General features: G+C 65.3%; 22 protein-coding genes and 1 pseudogene. 15 read left to right on the top strand and 8 right to left on the bottom strand.

Going from position 1 to position 16,341, the window contains the following annotated elements; all coding sequences use genetic code 11:
- Positions 1 to 156 precede the first annotated feature (156 nt).
- The 5 genes from rplN to JVX90_RS14170 all read left to right on the top strand — a co-directional run bounded on the left by rplN (position 157) and on the right by JVX90_RS14170 (position 2,672).
- The gene (gene rplN, locus JVX90_RS14190) at positions 157 to 525 is read left to right on the top strand and encodes a 50S ribosomal protein L14 (protein WP_008375974.1); all 369 of its coding nucleotides are present in this window, start codon (positions 157 to 159) and stop codon (positions 523 to 525) included.
- Positions 526 to 528: 3 nt separating this feature from the next.
- Positions 529 to 846, top strand: coding sequence for a 50S ribosomal protein L24 (gene rplX / locus JVX90_RS14185; RefSeq protein WP_008375973.1), 318 nt, complete (start codon positions 529 to 531; stop codon positions 844 to 846).
- A gap of 2 nt (positions 847 to 848) precedes the next feature.
- Positions 849 to 1,427, top strand: coding sequence for a 50S ribosomal protein L5 (gene rplE / locus JVX90_RS14180; protein ID WP_008375972.1), 579 nt, complete (start codon positions 849 to 851; stop codon positions 1,425 to 1,427).
- 1 nt (position 1,428) lies between these two features.
- On the top strand, positions 1,429 to 1,614 hold the full coding sequence (locus tag JVX90_RS14175; RefSeq protein ID WP_008375971.1) for a type Z 30S ribosomal protein S14: 186 nt from the start codon (positions 1,429 to 1,431) through the stop codon (positions 1,612 to 1,614).
- A gap of 146 nt (positions 1,615 to 1,760) precedes the next feature.
- Positions 1,761 to 2,672 carry a LysR family transcriptional regulator gene (locus JVX90_RS14170; RefSeq protein ID WP_205329370.1) on the top strand — a complete coding sequence of 304 codons (912 nt, stop codon included), beginning with the start codon at positions 1,761 to 1,763 and terminating at the stop codon, positions 2,670 to 2,672.
- Here JVX90_RS14170 and JVX90_RS14165 read toward each other — a convergent pair.
- The 4 genes and pseudogenes from JVX90_RS14165 to JVX90_RS20605 form a co-directional block, all read right to left on the bottom strand.
- Complete coding sequence (locus JVX90_RS14165) at positions 2,660 to 2,968, bottom strand: diguanylate cyclase (RefSeq protein ID WP_205329369.1); 309 nt, start codon at positions 2,966 to 2,968, stop codon at positions 2,660 to 2,662. The genes JVX90_RS14170 and JVX90_RS14165 overlap by 13 nt on opposite strands.
- Positions 2,941 to 3,090 (bottom strand): hypothetical protein, encoded by a 150-nt coding sequence (locus tag JVX90_RS14160; RefSeq protein WP_205329368.1) that lies wholly within the window; start codon positions 3,088 to 3,090, stop codon positions 2,941 to 2,943. Before JVX90_RS14160 ends, JVX90_RS14165 begins: the two co-directional genes overlap by 28 nt.
- 81 nt (positions 3,091 to 3,171) lie before the next feature.
- Positions 3,172 to 3,627: a hypothetical protein gene (locus tag JVX90_RS20610; RefSeq protein ID WP_240194197.1), complete on the bottom strand. Its 456-nt coding sequence runs from the start codon at positions 3,625 to 3,627 to the stop codon at positions 3,172 to 3,174.
- A gap of 76 nt (positions 3,628 to 3,703) precedes the next feature.
- Positions 3,704 to 3,952, bottom strand: a pseudogene (locus JVX90_RS20605) (AMP-binding protein); the annotation flags it as partial.
- A gap of 493 nt (positions 3,953 to 4,445) precedes the next feature.
- On the opposite strand from JVX90_RS20605, the gene JVX90_RS14150 reads away from it, so the two are divergent.
- The 3 genes from JVX90_RS14150 to JVX90_RS14140 all read left to right on the top strand — a co-directional run bounded on the left by JVX90_RS14150 (position 4,446) and on the right by JVX90_RS14140 (position 7,273).
- Entirely contained in the window at positions 4,446 to 5,327 is an 882-nt protein-coding gene (locus tag JVX90_RS14150) for a glycosyltransferase family 2 protein (protein ID WP_205329366.1), read from the top strand.
- A gap of 48 nt (positions 5,328 to 5,375) precedes the next feature.
- Positions 5,376 to 6,236 carry a glycosyltransferase family A protein gene (locus JVX90_RS14145; protein ID WP_205329365.1) on the top strand — a complete coding sequence of 287 codons (861 nt, stop codon included), beginning with the start codon at positions 5,376 to 5,378 and terminating at the stop codon, positions 6,234 to 6,236.
- A 161-nt stretch (positions 6,237 to 6,397) separates the two neighbouring features.
- On the top strand, positions 6,398 to 7,273 hold the full coding sequence (locus JVX90_RS14140) for a glycosyltransferase family A protein (protein ID WP_205329364.1): 876 nt from the start codon (positions 6,398 to 6,400) through the stop codon (positions 7,271 to 7,273).
- 37 nt (positions 7,274 to 7,310) lie between these two features.
- On the opposite strand, the gene JVX90_RS14135 is transcribed toward JVX90_RS14140, so the two are convergent.
- Positions 7,311 to 8,681 (bottom strand): AIM24 family protein, encoded by a 1,371-nt coding sequence (locus tag JVX90_RS14135; protein ID WP_205332430.1) that lies wholly within the window; start codon positions 8,679 to 8,681, stop codon positions 7,311 to 7,313.
- Positions 8,678 to 8,917 (bottom strand): hypothetical protein, encoded by a 240-nt coding sequence (locus JVX90_RS14130; RefSeq protein ID WP_205329363.1) that lies wholly within the window; start codon positions 8,915 to 8,917, stop codon positions 8,678 to 8,680. The genes JVX90_RS14135 and JVX90_RS14130 overlap by 4 nt, the downstream gene beginning before the upstream one ends.
- Positions 8,918 to 9,082: 165 nt before the next feature.
- On the opposite strand from JVX90_RS14130, the gene JVX90_RS14125 reads away from it, so the two are divergent.
- Positions 9,083 to 9,703: a TRIC cation channel family protein gene (locus JVX90_RS14125; RefSeq protein ID WP_240194181.1), complete on the top strand. Its 621-nt coding sequence runs from the start codon at positions 9,083 to 9,085 to the stop codon at positions 9,701 to 9,703.
- On the opposite strand, the gene JVX90_RS14120 is transcribed toward JVX90_RS14125, so the two are convergent.
- Together JVX90_RS14120 and JVX90_RS14115 are read right to left on the bottom strand one after the other, a co-directional pair.
- Entirely contained in the window at positions 9,697 to 9,879 is a 183-nt protein-coding gene (locus tag JVX90_RS14120; protein WP_205329361.1) for a hypothetical protein, read from the bottom strand. The genes JVX90_RS14125 and JVX90_RS14120 overlap by 7 nt on opposite strands.
- 52 nt (positions 9,880 to 9,931) lie before the next feature.
- Positions 9,932 to 11,293 carry a wax ester/triacylglycerol synthase domain-containing protein gene (locus JVX90_RS14115; RefSeq protein WP_205329360.1) on the bottom strand — a complete coding sequence of 454 codons (1,362 nt, stop codon included), beginning with the start codon at positions 11,291 to 11,293 and terminating at the stop codon, positions 9,932 to 9,934.
- Between the two features lie 153 nt (positions 11,294 to 11,446).
- Here JVX90_RS14115 and JVX90_RS14110 point away from each other — a divergent pair, with 153 nt between their 5' ends.
- Genes JVX90_RS14110 through JVX90_RS14085 form a run of 6 tightly spaced genes read left to right on the top strand, consistent with a single transcriptional unit; the run spans position 11,447 to position 16,218 of the window.
- Positions 11,447 to 11,749, top strand: coding sequence for an urease subunit gamma (locus JVX90_RS14110; RefSeq protein WP_205329359.1), 303 nt, complete (start codon positions 11,447 to 11,449; stop codon positions 11,747 to 11,749).
- 10 nt (positions 11,750 to 11,759) lie between these two features.
- Positions 11,760 to 12,098: an urease subunit beta gene (gene ureB / locus JVX90_RS14105; RefSeq protein ID WP_205329358.1), complete on the top strand. Its 339-nt coding sequence runs from the start codon at positions 11,760 to 11,762 to the stop codon at positions 12,096 to 12,098.
- Positions 12,098 to 13,807 (top strand): urease subunit alpha, encoded by a 1,710-nt coding sequence (locus JVX90_RS14100; RefSeq protein WP_205329357.1) that lies wholly within the window; start codon positions 12,098 to 12,100, stop codon positions 13,805 to 13,807. Before ureB ends, JVX90_RS14100 begins: the two co-directional genes overlap by 1 nt.
- On the top strand, positions 13,807 to 14,478 hold the full coding sequence (locus tag JVX90_RS14095; protein ID WP_205329356.1) for an urease accessory UreF family protein: 672 nt from the start codon (positions 13,807 to 13,809) through the stop codon (positions 14,476 to 14,478). Before JVX90_RS14100 ends, JVX90_RS14095 begins: the two co-directional genes overlap by 1 nt.
- Positions 14,471 to 15,211 (top strand): urease accessory protein UreD, encoded by a 741-nt coding sequence (locus JVX90_RS14090; RefSeq protein WP_205329355.1) that lies wholly within the window; start codon positions 14,471 to 14,473, stop codon positions 15,209 to 15,211. The genes JVX90_RS14095 and JVX90_RS14090 overlap by 8 nt, the downstream gene beginning before the upstream one ends.
- A complete protein-coding gene (locus JVX90_RS14085) occupies positions 15,208 to 16,218 on the top strand; it encodes a high-affinity nickel-transport protein (RefSeq protein ID WP_205329354.1) in 1,011 nt (336 codons plus the stop codon). Before JVX90_RS14090 ends, JVX90_RS14085 begins: the two co-directional genes overlap by 4 nt.
- Positions 16,219 to 16,341: the final 123 nt, after the last annotated feature.

Genomic DNA, 16,341 nt, shown 5'->3' with positions numbered 1-16,341 from the left:
GCGGTGCGTGCACCGCGAACCGACTTGCGAACCCATTGGGGTCGATCTGCTTTCCGCGGAGAAATTCCAGGCAGGCGCATGTTTTGGTGGCGACAGACCGTGCGCGTCGGGTCGGAAATCCGGCGGGCATAGAAATCCAGGTCAAGGAGACAAGCAGTGATTCAGCAGGAATCCCGCCTGCGCGTCGCCGACAACACCGGTGCGAAGGAAATCCTTTGCATCCGCGTGCTCGGCGGTTCGTCGCGGCGTTACGCCGGCGTTGGTGACGTCATCGTCGCCACCGTCAAGGATGCCGTCCCCGGCGGCAACGTGAAGAAGGGTGAGGTCGTCAAGGCCGTCATCGTTCGCACCGTCAAGGAGCGCCGTCGTGCAGACGGTTCGTACATCAAGTTCGACGAGAATGCCGCAGTCATCCTCAAGAACGAGACCGACCCCCGCGGTACCCGCATCTTCGGACCGGTCAGCCGCGAACTTCGCGACAAGCGCTTCATGAAGATCGTTTCGCTCGCACCGGAGGTGATCTGATTCATGAAGGTTCACAAGGGTGACACCGTCATCATCGTGTCCGGCAAGGACAAGGGCGCCAAGGGCAAGGTCATCGAGGCCTACCCGCAGCGCGACAAGGTCCTCGTCGAGGGCGTCAACCGCATGAAGAAGCACGTCGCTGAGTCGGCGAACGAGCGCGGTGCCAGCTCCGGCGGCATCGTGACCCAGGAAGCCCCGATCCACGTCTCGAACGTGATGGTCGTGGACTCCGAGGGCAACCCGACCCGCGTCGGATACCGCGTTGATGAAGAGACCGGCAAGAAGGTCCGTATCTCGCGCAAGACCGGGAAGGACATCTGAACATGACCGCATCTGAGAAGGTTCAGCCTCGCCTCAAGCAGCGCTACCGCGCCGAGATCAAGGACTCGCTGAACAGCGAGTTCAACTACGCCAACGTGATGCAGATCCCGGGCGTCGTCAAGGTCGTCGTCAACATGGGTGTCGGCGACGCCGCTCGTGACGCCAAGCTCATCAACGGCGCTGTCGCCGATCTCGCTCTGATCACCGGCCAGCAGCCGGAGATCCGTCGCGCACGCAAGTCGATCGCACAGTTCAAGCTGCGTGAGGGCATGCCGATCGGCGCCCGCACCACGCTTCGCGGCGACCGCATGTGGGAGTTCCTCGACCGCCTCGTGTCGATCGCCCTCCCGCGTATCCGTGACTTCCGCGGTCTGAGCGACCGTCAGTTCGACGGCAACGGCAACTACACGTTCGGCCTGACCGAGCAGTCGATGTTCCACGAGATCAACATCGACAACATCGACCGGCCGCGCGGCATGGACATCACCGTCGTCACCTCGGCCACCAACGACGAGGAAGGCCGCGCGCTGCTGCGTGCCCTGGGCTTCCCGTTCAAGGACAACAACGCTAAGGACAACTGACATGGCAAAGAAGGCTCTGGTCAACAAGGCCGCCAAGAAGCCGAAGTTCGCCGTGCGTGCCTACACGCGCTGCAACAAGTGCGGTCGCCCGCACTCGGTCTACCGCAAGTTCGGCCTGTGCCGCATCTGCCTGCGTGACATGGCTCACGCCGGCGAGCTGCCGGGTGTGCAGAAGTCCAGCTGGTGACTTCTCGCGGGCGCTGAGCGTCCGCGCACCGAACGTCAATGCTCTCGGCCCCGACTCCTTCGTGGAGACGGGGCCGAGAGCATTTCTGTGTTGGAGGAAGGACGGCGACGCACAATCCCACGCCCTGATCGTGGAATGATCGTCGAGTGTCCTCTGTCCGCCGCCTGTCACTCGACCAGCTTCGCACGTTCCTGCACGTCTTCCGGGCGGGAACGTTCAGCGAAGCCGCGTCACGGAGCGGACTCTCGCAGCCGACGGTGACGTCGCACATCCGGAATCTCGAGGAGCATTTCGGCCGCGACTTGTTCGTTCGGACGACGACCGGTGCGGAGCCGACCGTCTACGGTCGAGAACTGGCGAATAAACTGGCGGTCCATCTTGATCAGATCGACCGAATCGTGGCCGACGAGGGATCGGCGACCGGGTTGCATGAAGTGGTCATCGGAGGTCCTCACGAGTTCCTCGTCACCTGCCTGATCCCCGCGCTCGGCGGTGTCGGCGACCGCCTTCCCCGGATCAGATATGCGCCGGACACGTCTGCCGCGCTGCTCCAAGCCCTCGAAGCCGGCTCTGTGGACATGGTCGTGTCCACAGTGCGCCCGCGGAGTGCGGTGTTCGCAGTGTCGCCGATTGCCGACGAAGAACTCGTTCTCGTCGCCTCACCGCACCTCGACGTTCCGCTGGGGTCACTCGCCGAACTGTCGGCGGCGCCATTTGTGGCCTTCAACCGGGAACTCGCCATCATTCGGCGGTACTGGAACATGGTGTTCGGCGCCGAGCCGGTCTTCGACGCCAGCGTTGTCGTCCCCGACCTCGTCGCTGTGAAAGCCGCCGTTCTCAGTGGACGTGGCATGTCGGTACTCCCTCGGTACCTTGTCGCAGACGAACTCCGTTCGGGTCTACTCGTCCAGGTCCATGAGGTGGACGAGCCCCCGATCAACACGGTGTTCCTCGCCATCCGACGCGAATCGATGGAACGGCGCGACCGAGTCGCGGACGCGGCCGCAGTGGTGCTCGGCGCGGTCAAAGCGTATGTCGCGCGCGATCAGGCGGAGTGAACAGTCGGTTCCACGGCGTGCTCGACAGCGAGCCGATCACGACCTTCGGCCTTGGCGCGGTACAGCTGGATGTCCGCTCTGGACATCAGGTCGTCCTCGTCCGTGGAGAATGCGAGTCCCGCCGACAGGGTGAGAGCTGCGGGAGGCGACACGTCGGAACTCACAGTTGAGAGCTTCCGCCTCGCGGCCTCGACGGCGCTGCACAGGTCGGTCCGATCGCATCGGCGGACGAGTACCGCGAACTCTTCTCCGCCGACACGTGCGACGACTACGTCCCGACCATCATGATGACCCACAGCTCCGCACGGTACGTGCGGGCCGCCGTGTTGAATGAGACGCGGAAATTCGCCTCGTCGTGCGGAGTGAGCATTCGGCTCGGGAGGGCGCCGGTGATGAAGCTGGGGAGTCCGACAGTCACCCGCCAGATTGTATGTCGCCTCGGGTCGTCCGATCGGGGGCGTGAATCCAGTTGCACTAAATGGGACGACAGACCCCTCGGCTACCGACGGTGGGTGGACGCGATCAAGTCGTAGGCCGCCGACGGATCAACGGCACGCGAGTCGATGGAAGCGCCCGCGGGGAACCACGACTTGGTGGCCTCCGGATGGGGACCGACCAACCCGACGCGACCGCTTCCGTATGAGCTGACGAGCGCCGCGGCCGCACCGCCGGGGTAGCGGGCGATGATGTCGGCACCTGACGGCGCGGTGAACTGCGGACCGTCCTGGAAGAACATCGGGCGGCGAACACCGCGCCAGTCGACATCGGCGATGGTTGCACCGAGCGTGGTGATCAATGACCCCGGCGCGTTCGCGTGACGGCGAGCGGTGCCGCCGAACACACCGAAACCGTACTGTGCCGTGGCGAGGTACGCACCGAGGCAGAACCCGAGGTAGTCGCCCCGTTCGCGACGAAGTTCGGTACGGTCGACGCGGTCGCCTGCAGATGCGGCCACGCCTGTGCGATGGTGCCGCCGGGCTGAACGTACAGGGCCGCAGAGCGTAGCGATGTCGCGGTGACCTTGGTGGTCTCATTCGCGGGTCGATCGGCACGAACGCTGCGCCGGCCTTCTGCACGCCGAGCAACGCTGCGTAGGTGTCGATCGAGCGGTGGAGGAGGATGCCGACGCGTGAGTCCACACCAACGCCCCTGTCGAGTAGCGCGTGCGCGAGCTGGTTGGCCTCTTCGTCGAGTTCGGCGTAGGTGAGTTCGTCGTCGCCGCACACGAGTGCGACCGCAGACGGCGTGCGGTCGCATGATCGCTCGAACACCTCATTCATCCGATGGAGAGATGCGGGGTTCGGCGGGGAGCTGACATGACCGTGCGGTCTGTCGAGGGAAGTGGGGGTCATTGGGGAGCTTTCGTCACGACTGCCAGTTCTCAACCCTGGGAGGAGCTGAGTTCAGGTGCGATCTGGAGGGGGCGTAAGCGACCCTACGTTTGCGTGATGATTGCTTGAAGGCATCGGTATCGGACGATTTCAGGGCGTTATCGAGGGTTTTCTGTAACGATCGCAAATCGTGGCGGGGGCCACTGCTTCGCACGGTAACGATGCAGCGAATGTCTGGTTTGCTTGAGGTGTTGGCGACTCGTGGGCATCGTCTCGATTGGGCGCACGGCGCCCGTTTGATCCGGCAGGGGACTTTGCTTGCTCTCGGTTCTGAGGCTTCGCCGGACGGTGAAACTGTTATTCACCAATAACCCAACTGTCATTCGTTCGGATGACTACGATCAGGGATCGAGTCACCCAACGAACCAGGAGGAGTCGCCCCGTGGGTTTGACGCTCGTCATTCCGGTCTACAACGAGCAGGCAGTGATCGGCCGCTGTCTCGACCATGTGGCAGCACAGAGCAGGCCGGTCGACGAGTGTCTGATCGTCGACAACAATTGCACGGATTCCACGGTGGCGATCGCGCAGTCGTACTCCGATCGTCTGCCGATCCGCATCGTCAAGGAGGCGAAGCCGGGGGTCCTGTGGGCGAGGGAAGCGGGGTTCGCGGCAGCGTCGCATGAGGTCCTCGGTCGAATCGATGCGGATACCTTCATCGATCGACATTGGGCACGACGCGGCATCGGTTACCTCGACGACAACCCGGACGTCGTCGCGTTGTCCGGCTACGCCTACTCGCATGACGCGCCGTTCGATCGCCGATCACGATCGGCCGTTCGCGGTGCCGCGATGAAGGCTGTGCGCGCCCGCCGCGAGGCTCCGCCGGCGACGACGATGTTCGGGGCGAACATGATGGTGCGCAAGGACGCGTGGCGAGCTGCGAGGGCCGAGCAGGTCCGTGCGGTCGGTACACACGAGGATCACGATTTGTACTGGGCGATGCGGGGGCTCGGGATGGACGTGCGTCAACTTCCAGCACTGCTGGCGGGTGTCTCGGTGCGAAGGTTCGCGATGTCGTTGCGGTCGAATCTCACGTACGCCATCGCGGGCGTGCGCACCGCATGGCTGCACGGTCAGAAACGAGTCGCTGCGGCGGGCATGGCGGTCCTCCCGGTGCAGATGATCTACGTAGCAGTTCTCCAGGTACTGATCCGCCCGTACGACCCGGTCACGGGAACGTGGCGCCCGTTCCGCAATGCGTGGTCCGAACGGATGTCTCCGGTTCATGGGGAGCCGGCAGGATCGGAGTGCTCACAACCGTGATTTGGTCCGCTTTAGCCCCCGTTGGGGCATTCAGGCTAGCCTGAGCCCATGCCTTCCGAGACTATGAGGCTCAGCCTTGTCATCCCCGTGTACAACGAAGCGGACGTGATCGGGCTGTGTCTGGATCACGTTGTCGCTCAAACACACCCGATCGACGAGGTGGTTGTCGTTGACAACAATTCCACCGACGGGACAAGGGCGGTCGTCGAGGGATATCTCGGACGACTTCCACTCCGGATCGTCGACGAGAAGACGCAAGGCGTCCGGTCGGCGCGCACGGCGGGATTCGACTCATCGACCGGGGACGTGGTCGGCCGGATCGACGCCGACACCCGCCTCGACCCCCAATGGACGCGTCGACTTCGCGACTTCTTCATGACGAACGCCGACGTGAGCGGGGTGATGGGTGCGACATACCCGTACGATTCGCCGGTCGACGGCCCGATGCGCCGGTCAGCGGTCAAGCTCGCGAAGACGTCCGCCCGCCGGGGGGACATGAAAGCTCCCGGCCTGTACGGAGCGAACTGCGCTCTGCGGAAGAACGCCTGGACAGCAGCACGGCAGCATCTGCTCGACGACGACGATCTCCACGAAGACCTCGACCTCTACTATGGCGTAATCGAATCGGGCGGAGTGGTCCGCTTCTTGCCGACCCTCCTGGCGGGGCAGTCCGCCCGTAGGTTCGCCGCAAGTTTCGGGTCGAATCTCCGCTATCTCCATGCGGCTTTCCGTACTCGAGGTCGGCACGGCGACAAGAAGGGCGTCGCGGTGCTTTGCCTGACGTACTTCCCGAACCTGATCAACCTGATCGTCATGAGGGCGCTGGTCGCGCCCTTCGACCCTGTCTCACGTCAGTGGAGCCTGCGCAACTTGCGTCGATCTCGAGTATCGCCGGTGGACCTAGTCTGAGCGCGACTTCGGCCGACCGGATGTTTCGTTCTGAATGCGGATAGGGCAGATTTGGCTACGGTAGAAGAGTCGGCAGACGGAATCGATCGACCGCGTTGAGTCAACGGCTTTCGAAAGGGCCGACACATCATGAAGTCGGGTATCTAACGAAGGCGCTGACAGTGAGTGTGACTATCTCAGCTGTAGTACCGATGTACAACGAGGTCGACGGCATCGGAGCGTGTCTGGACGCACTACTCGGCCAGACTAGGGAACTCGACGAAATCATTGTCGTCGACAACGGGTCGACGGACGGTTCTGCGCTCGCCGTCGAAGAGTACGTTGAGCGGCATCCATCAATACACCTCATCTCTGAAGACCGGCCGGGATGTTATGCGGCGCGGGCAGCGGGTTATGACGCGGCGACCGGCGACGTCATAGCCCGGGTAGATGCCGACACCTGGGCTGAACCGGGTTGGGCCGCCACAATCGAATCATTCTTCGACGATGAGGAGAACTCGCAGTACTCAGCGCTCACCGGACCCACAACTGTGCACGACGGACCCCCGTTCGCATTCATCGAGAGACAGGCGCGGAAGGTTCCGAAAGGGTTCGAGAACGGTGGGCCGATCGGCGCGGTCCACGGCCTGAATCATGCGATCACCGCGTCCGCATGGGCACGAGTGCGCGACACCCTCACTAACCGAGCGGACGTGTGGGAGGACATGGACTTATCTCTTGCGATGGAGGAGCAAGGGATGAAGATCTTCTTCTCACCGACCATGTTCGTCGCCACCTCGACTCGTACGATTCAGCGTTCGCCGTGGACGAACTGGCACTACGTGACCGGTGGGATCCGTACGGCGCGGGCGCGGGGGAACAAGCATCGCGAACGGCAGATGTATCTGGATCTGGTGTTCCGCCTCATCGTCTTCACCGTGATGTGGCTGATATTTCGCCCGTGGGACCCCGAACGACAGAAATGGCGCCCGGCCCGGCTCGTCCAGCGGTTACCTGTCGAAGTCGCCGATGTGACTGTCGAACGTCGCCGAACCTGATCAGCGACGTGTCCACTCAGCCGCATCGAGGCGGGCGCTAACGCCCGAGGAAGCCGCCGAGCATGCCGCCGACGCCCGCGTCCTGACCCTGTCCGGTGCCGCCGATCATGCCGCCCGGAGGCTGCTCGGACGGCTGGACGACAACAAAGCCCTGGCCTGCGAAGGCGAGCGTGAAGCGCTCGCCGGTGCTGCGGCCCATCAGGGTGCCGAGGCCGAAGCTGTCGTTCGTCTTCACCGATGTCCGCAGGCTCGACGACCACGCGACCGCAGCCTGCGGGTCGGCGAAGGTGTCGCCGGCGACGTTCAAGACGACGGGCGTGCCGTTGGTGGTGATCGCGATGCGGCCGCGTCCGGTGAAGACACAGTTGAACATGCCCGCATTGCTCATCGACCCGGCGCCGTGCATGCGCTCCACGTTGTACTGGAGAGTGGAGTCGAATGCGAGGACGTTGGCGCCGTTGATCGTCAGACCATCGGATCCGTCCAAATCGATCAGATGGACCTCACTCGCGTTGTCGGCCAGGAACAGGTCGCCCTGCCCGGTCACCTTCATCAGAGGCACACCTTCGCCCGTCATCGCCTGCCGCATCATTCGGCCGATGCCGCCTGCGCCGAGCGCCTCGAAGTGCAGGTTGCCCTGGTACGCAACCATCGACCCCTGGCGGGCCATGATCTCGCCGTTCATGCCGACCCGGCACATCTTGCTGCCCTGCTTGGCGATGCCGTGCGCCTGCACCTCGGCGTGTGCGGGATTGAACAGTTCGCTTTGCATGGGGGCTCCAGACGGACGGGCGACGGCCGGGTTCGGGACCGGCGCGGCAGGGGCGGGTGGGGTGGGAGCGGGCGTCGGGGGCCACGGCTGCGGGTCGGCGACCCGAGGCTGCTGCGGAACAGGATCGGGGTCGTCGACGGTGATGCCGAACGCGGTCGCAAGACCGGCGAGCCCGGTGTCGTAGCCCTGACCGAGTGCCCTGACTTTCCACACATCGCCGCGTCGGTACACCTCGAGGCAGACGACCGCGGTCTCGCTGGTGAGTCCCGGGACGACGAAGTCGGCCACCGGGGTGCGGTTCGCGTCGAACAGGGTCGCCTGCAGAACGCCGGCCGTGGCGAATGAGGTGGGACCTGTGCCGTCGAGGCTCGCGGTGACGGCGATCGTCTCGATCGCGCCTTCGATGGCCGTGGTGTCGATGGTGACGACGTCCACCGGACCTTCGTCGCGGTACTGCACACCGCGCGCCGAGGGCTGGTTGTAGAACACGAAGTCGGCGTCGGATCGGACCCTGCCTGCTCCGGTCAGCAACAGTGCGGACGTGTTCACCGGAGACGCGCTGCGAACCTGAATGACCACCGTCGACGTCGGCAGCGGCTGGTTCTCGCCAGGGGACAGAGATCTCACGCGAGTCAGCCTACCGAGGTGCGCGCGCGACGACCCTTCACCAGATAAACGACCGGCAGGACACCCGCGGAGTTGACCGCCGAGAGACCGACTCCCCACAGCCACTTGGGTCCGTTCACCTCGGCGGCGCTTCGGCTCGCCAGATCACGGCCTGCCCACACGCGCAGAGCGGCGTCCAGAGCGCTTCCGCCGATGATCAGACTCTTCTGGCGGTTGGTGAGATCGTTCCACTTCTTCTTGGCCATGTGCGTCTCGCCTTCTCGTCGAACCGGGTCGCCCCCATCGTATGCGTTTCGATGACCGATACTCGTACACGTGGATGACGAACGGAGTGGGCTGTGAGCGCAGCACATACTCTTCTGGCCAGTGGAATCGACGACGCGGCGTCGTTGGTCCATCAGATCGGCGAGATGGTCGGTGTGGTCGCATTCGCCGCCTCCGGTGCTTTGCTTGCAGTCCGACGGAACCTCGACATCGTCGGCATCGTGTTTCTCGCGGTCACCACGGCGTTGGGCGGCGGAGTGATCCGAGACCTGCTGATCGGCAACACGCCGCCGGTGGCCTTCACCGACTTCAGGTTCTTGGCGGCGGCCGCGGCGACCGGCTTGGTGATCTTCTTCTGGCATCCGCCCGCGATACTGCAGCGCTGGCCGCTCGACGTCACCGATGCCGTCGGGCTCGGACTGTTCGTGGTCACCGGCACCGCAGTCGGCTACGCGTGGGGAGTGGGTGCACCGGCCGCGGCGCTGCTCGGGCTCACGACGGGTGTGGGTGGCGGCATCATCCGCGACATGCTGTCCGGCAAAGTCCCCGCGATCCTGCGAACCGACGAGCCGCTCTACGCGATCCCGGCGTTCATCGGGGCCGTCCTCACCACGACGCTCATGCATTTCGACTGGTACCGGCCGTGGATCGGTCTCATCTGTGCAGCGCTGATCACCGTGGGGCGCCTGGCCGCGTTGAAGTACCGATGGCACGGTCCACGGCCTCACTACGTCGCTCGTCGAGTCGACGACACGGATGGTCAGTAGCCGGTCGGATTGACTCCGTGTCGCGCCAACCACGGCGAGGCGTCCGGAGCCCGCAGTCCGCCGAGTGACGCCGGACGCCCAGTCCGCCGGTTGACGGAGCCCGCGTCCGGCCGCCCGAGACGTGTGTGGCCGTACCCACGCCGCAGGCCGTTGATGGTCTGATGTCGAACATGCACGTCGCATTTATCGTCGACAGTTCGTCGGATGTAACAGCCACTCCCTTCGCTGTCACATATTCGACGTCGACAGCCGTTGGTCGCAGTCCGTTCCGAGACTGTTGATCGTGTGACGGATCGTCGCGAGGTACGCGGGCAGATCGATCTGGTGGGGGTCGCCGCTGACTGTGATGCTCAGCTGATCGTCCAACCGGCTGATGATGTGGTTGGTGCCGGTGTCCTCCAGCGACCCGACTGAGAATCGTGTGATCGGGGTTGAACCGCAGATGCTCAGGCCGGCGGACGAGGACGGCGGAGGGCTGCTGATGTTCGTGTGAGTGAGCGTCGGGCCGTCGTAGTCGACGGTCTTCAGCCGACGGGCGAACAGTGCGGTGAAGACGAAACCGGGCAGCCTCGGCAGGTGGGCAGGCAACTCCGCGTGCGGGGAGGCCCGCAACCGCTTCGCTTGCGCGCGCACCGCACGATGGACTGCGCGGGACGCGTCTTCCACGGATGCGCCGACTCCGAGGTCGACGGAACACAGTGAGACATGATTCCGGACACCGTCGTCCGCGCCGTGCTCGGTGCTGATCGGCACCTGCGCGACGAGATGGGGGTTGTCGCGGTCTAGATGCTTCGCCAGTGCTCTGCCGAGCGCAGTGAGCACGACGTCGTTGACGCTCACTCCGCCGATGCGATCGGCCTCCCGGCGCAAGGCAGTGATCGAGCAGAACACGGTGTCGAAGTCGATCAGCCCACTGGGGGGCCCGTTGACCTCTGTTCGAGGAGAGGGTTCCACGGCAGGCACATCGGCTGCCCGATCGGCGGCCGCCATCCTGCGGTGCAGGCGGAACAGTCGAGCGACGTCGGCGGCGATCAGAAATGGGCGGAGGGGGAGAACGGCGAGTTCGCGGGCGGTGACGGCGAACCGCGATGTCGGACGGGTGACCTCTGGCGACGGCACGTCGAGCCGAAGCAGGCTCTCGGTGAGAGCGGTGATGAGCGCACCGTCGGCGATCGCGTGATGCCTCTTGACGAGGAGCACCATGTGTCGTCCCGGAAGATCTCCGACACCGGTGACACCGCGGGCGACGTGTACCTCCCACAGGGGGCGCCGATCGTCGAACGGTTGACCGTGCAGTTCAACAGCCAGACGCTTGACGTCTGTCCAGTCCCTGCAACTGTGAACGTGGACGTGTGCACGTGCGTCGAAGTCTCTGGCTTCGCTCCAGTAGGCGTCACCGATGTGTCCCAGGGCGTGGACGACGCACAGCCGAAGGGGTCGGATCGCTGCGGCCCGTTCCGCTATCCAATCGACGACCGACTCGGAGTCCACGTCTGTTTCGGGAAGCACCCAACCGGTCACCGCTGTGCTCACGCCTTGAGGCCGGTCACCGTACAGGTACAAGGCGTCGGACAATGCGATGCGTTCCACTGCGGCCTCTCGTCAACCCCCTGCGACTCACGCTAGCAGTGGGACATTCTGCATGGGCGGGTTCGTGAATGTCCATTGATCGGATGACATCGCTGTGGATTCTCGAAGGGTGCGGACACTGCCGGCCAACGAAGAACGTGGCAGTATCGCAGAATGCATTTCACGCCTGCAGACACCGAGAAACTCCTCTTGTCGGTGGCCGGCATGGTCGCCCGCGACCGTCGTGATCGGGGAGTGAAGCTCAACTATCCCGAAGCCGTTGCACTCCTGACCACCTGGGTGCTCGAACGCGCCAGGGAAGGCGTCCCGGTCACCGAATTGATGGAGACGGGCCGGACGGTGCTCGGGCGCGACGAGGTGATGCCGGGTGTCGCCGAGATGATCGACGACGTCCAGATCGAGGCGACGTTCCCCGACGGTCGCAAGCTCGTCACCATTCATCACCCGATCGACTGAGGAGACGACCATGGCTTCGACCCCACGTTCCTCCGGACCCGGCGCGGTCCGGGTGAAGCCCGGAACCATTGAACTGAACGCCGACCGGACGGCGGACGAGAGGCGCGAGATCGTCGTCGTCAACACCGGTGACCGGCCCGTTCAGATCGGGTCCCACCTCCATCTTCCCGACGCCAACAGTGCACTCGACTTCGACCGTGCCGCTGTCGAAGGGTTCCGCCTCGACGTCCCGTCGGGGACGTCCGTGCGATTCGAGCCGGGGGCGTCCAAGCGTGTGGCCGCCGTCGCATTCCGTGGGCGACGCCTCGTTCCCGGCATCGTGATCCGAACCGAAGGGCGGAGCAGCTGATGGTGAGCATCGGCCGTGGAACGTACGCATCGCTGTACGGGCCGACAGCAGGGGACCAGGTCCGGCTGGGCGACACCGACATCTGGATCGAGATCGAACGTGATCACACCGCCGGCGGCGAAGAGGCGGTGTTCGGCGGCGGGAAATCGATCCGCGAGTCGATGGCGCAATCGACCGTCCCCAGCAGTGAGGGTGCGCTCGACACCGTCATCACCAATGTCATCGTTCTCGACTGGTGGGGAATCGAACGCGCCGACGTCGGGATCAAAGACGGACGGATCGTCGGCATCGGACGGTCGGGGAACCCGGACATCGCGGACGGGGTCCACCCCGACCTGGTGATCGGACCGTCGACCGACGTCATCGCGGGCGAAGGGAAGATCCTGACCGCGGGCGGCATCGACTCCCACGTTCATTTCCTGTCCCCGTCACAGGCTCACGAAGCGCTCGCAACAGGTCTGACGACACTCATCGGTGGCGGCACGGGGCCGTCCGAGGGCTCGAAGGCGACCACGGTGACGCCCGGCCCGTGGCACCTGCAGCAGATGCATCGGTCGCTCGACGCGTTGCCGGTGAACATCCTCCTGCTCGGCAAGGGCAACACGGTGTCGTGGAAGGGACTGGAGGAAGAGGCCCTCGGCGGGGCCGCGGGCTACAAGGTCCACGAGGACTGGGGATCGACGCCCGCCGCGATCGATGCGTCGCTGCGCGCGGCTCAGGAGTGGGGCCTGCAGGTCGCTCTGCACTCGGATTCGCTCAACGAGGCAGGGTTCGTCGACTCGACCGTCGACGCGATCGCGGGCCGAAGCATCCACGCGTTCCACGTCGAAGGCGCCGGTGGAGGACACGCACCCGACATCCTGTCTATCGCGAGCCTGCCGAACGTACTGCCGGGATCGACGAACCCGACCCTCCCGCACACCGTCAACACCGTCGCCGAACACCTCGACATGCTCATGGTGTGCCATCACCTCAACCCGGCGGTGCCCGAAGACCTGGCTTTCGCCGAGTCCCGTATTCGCGCCACGACGATCGCGGCCGAAGACATCCTTCACGACATCGGAGCGCTGTCCATCACGTCGTCCGACGCGCAGGCGATGGGTCGGATCGGCGAGGTCATCACGCGGACGTGGCAGGTCGCGCACGTGATGAAGAGTCACCGCGGAAGGCTCGACGAGCCGGGCGGCGACGTGGCCGACAACCTGCGGGCCAAGCGGTACGTCGCGAAGTACACGATCAACCCCGCCGTCGCGCACGGCATCGACCACGAAGTCGGATCGATCGAGAAGGGCAAGCTCGCCGACCTCACCCTGTGGGATCCTCGGTTCTTCGGCGTCCGACCGTCCATCGTGATCAAGGGCGGGAGCATCGTCTGGGGTGCTCTCGGTGACCCGAACGCGTCCATCCCCACTCCGCAGCCCGTCCTCATGCGCCCCGCCTTCGGCGACGCGATCGGAGCGGACCTGTCACTCACATTCGTGTCGCCCCACGCCCTCGACGACGGCCTCGCCGGTCGGCTCGGGCTCCGCCGCACACTCGCCGCGTTGAAGGACACCCGTGCCACCGGAAAAGCCGACATGAAGGTCAACGACGCTCTGCCGAAGATCGACATCCGGCCCGACACGTTTGAGATCGCGATCGACGAAACGATTGTCACGCCCGCGCCGGCAGACGTCCTTCCGCTGGCGCAGTTGTACACGATGTTCTGATGGAATCGTCGTCGACTCTGGTCGCGATGCTGCTGGCCGACGGCAGGCTGCCCACCGGCGGACACGCCTACTCCGCAGGTCTGGAGCCTGCGATGATGGGCGGCCTGTCGGCGTCAGAGGTCCCGGACTTCCTCCGCGCCCGGGCCGCGACCTCGTCTCGCGTGGAGGCGGGAACCGCTGTCGCGGCCCGCCACGCGGTGCTCACCGGCGCCGACATCCGGGCCGTCGATGTCGCCTGGGCGGCTCGCACGCCCGCACCCGCGGTGCGCGAGGCTTCGATCGCCCAGGCCAGGGGATACCTCCGTTTGGCACTCCGGTTGTGGCCTGCTGCGTCGTCCCTGGCCCACATGCGTTCCGCATCGTGGTCGCCAAGCAGACCCGTCGTCGTCGGGGCAATCGCCGCGGAGGCGGGGCTGAGCGCCGACGAACTCGTGCGGGTGGTGATCTACGACGAGGCGGCCACCGCAGCCGGAGCCCTGCTGAAGCTCGATCCACGAGACCCGGCAGAGGCGACGACGTGGATCCTCGGCACCTGCGAGTACGCCGAGCCGCAGGTCGCGGGTCTCGCCGCCATCACCGACCCCGCTGGAATCCCCGGTGCCGGAACTCCGCAGAGCGAAGAGTGGGCACAGCGACACTCCCGCGCGACGCATCGGTTGTTCCGTGCCTGAGCCCGCGCTCCGCGCCGCAGTCGGAGTGACCGCCGCACCCGGTCGGGCCCGCGTGAGACTCTCGGCGGCAGTCGGCGCGACACTGGTGCCGAGGCTCCTGGGCCGCACCGAGAACTCCGCGCGTGTTGCGCTTGTCGCAGGCGGCGCGATGATCCTCGGCGGCGACACCATCAGCCTCGACATCCACGTCGGCGCCGGATGCCTACTCGAACTCAGCGAGGTCGGCGGGACCGTCGTCTACAACGCGGACGGTGTCGAATCCTGGTGGACCACCCGAATAGTCCTCGACGCCGGTGCCCGGCTCGTCTGGCGCGGACTGGAGACGGTGATCTCCGACGGCGCAGACCTGCACCGACGTACTGACGTCACGATGGCGGAATCGGCTCGCGCGGTGATCCGCGAGGTCACCGTGTTCGGTCGGTCCGGGGAGCGTGGCGGCCGACTCCTCCTCGAAAGCGCCGTCACCTGCGGCGACACTCCGCTTCTTGTGGAGTCTCTCGACGTTCGAGGTGACCACCCGCAGCCGGGTGTGCTCGGCGGACACCGCGTGATGGAGTCGATCCTGCTCGCGGGAGCGGGCGATAGCGCACCATCCGACATCGACACGAGTGATGTGATGGACTTGGCCGGTCCCGGCGCATTGGCGCGCCACCTCGGTGAACACCTGCACGAGAGTCCACTCGACCCGACGTGGGACCGATGGACGAGAACCCTGATGGAGGACAACACATGACCTCGACGACCCGGAGCCGGGAAGTTCGTGATCCGGGCTGGCAGTGGGCGGTAGGGGTCATCGTCGGCCTGCACATCCTCGGTTGGGGCGCGTTGTTGCTGCTCGTCCTCCCCTCCGGTGTCAGCTACTCGACAAGCGGACCGGCGGCCCTCGCCGTTGGCCTCAGCGCGTATGCGCTCGGTCTCCGGCATGCGTTCGACGCCGATCACATCGCCGCCATCGACAACACCACACGCCGCTTCGTCGACCGCGGCCGCCCGGCATCGACGGTCGGCCTGTGGTTCTCCCTCGGTCACTCATCGGTGGTGTTCCTGCTCTGCCTCGCACTCGTCGTCGGTATCGGAGCGCTCGGGCGGGCGGTGTCCGACGAAGAGTCCGGACTGCACCAGTTCACCGGTGTGTGGGGGCCGATGGTGTCGTCGATCTTCCTGGTGGTGATCGCGGTCATCAACGTGTGGTCGCTGCGCCGCCGAAGCTCGGACGACGCGGCGCCCGGAGGTGTCATGTGGCGTCTGCTCGGTCGTTTCGAAGCCGCCGTCGACCGTCCGACACGCATGTACGGCGTCGGATTCGTCTTCGGGTTCGGATTCGACACGGCCACCGAGATCGGGCTGCTGGCGCTGGCCGGAACAGCGACGCTCGGCGCGGTCCCCTGGTGGGCCGTGCTCACTCTCCCGATCCTGTTCGCAGCGGGAATGTCGCTGCTCGACACGGTGCAGGGCGCCGTGATGCGTCGCGCCTACCAGTGGTCACCTGCGGGGGAACGGTCCCGCCTGTTCTCCTACAGCGCGTTGATGACCTGGATATCGGCTGCGGTCGCCGTTGTGATCGCCTGCGTCCAACTGTCCGCTCTCGCCGTCGACGAGTTCGGCTGGCACGGACTGTTCGCATGGATCGGCGGCGCTGACCTCGAAACTCTCGGTTTCTGGCTGACGGGTGTCCTCCTCGCCATCTGGGCCGCAGTCTTCTTCGCGTCGCGCCGCGATCTACTGCCGCGGACGCGCTGACGGGCCGTCGAACAGGGCTCCGCCACGCGGACGTAACACGACGCACCGACCCGTATCGCCGACGAAACACTTCCGCACCGTCGTCGTGACACCGACTGCATAACTTTCCTCTCACCAGAATCT

Origin of the sequence: Gordonia sp. PDNC005 (genome assembly GCF_016919385.1) — a bacterium.
GTDB lineage: Bacteria > Actinomycetota > Actinomycetes > Mycobacteriales > Mycobacteriaceae > Gordonia.
This window is presented reverse-complemented; position numbering and strand designations above follow the sequence as displayed.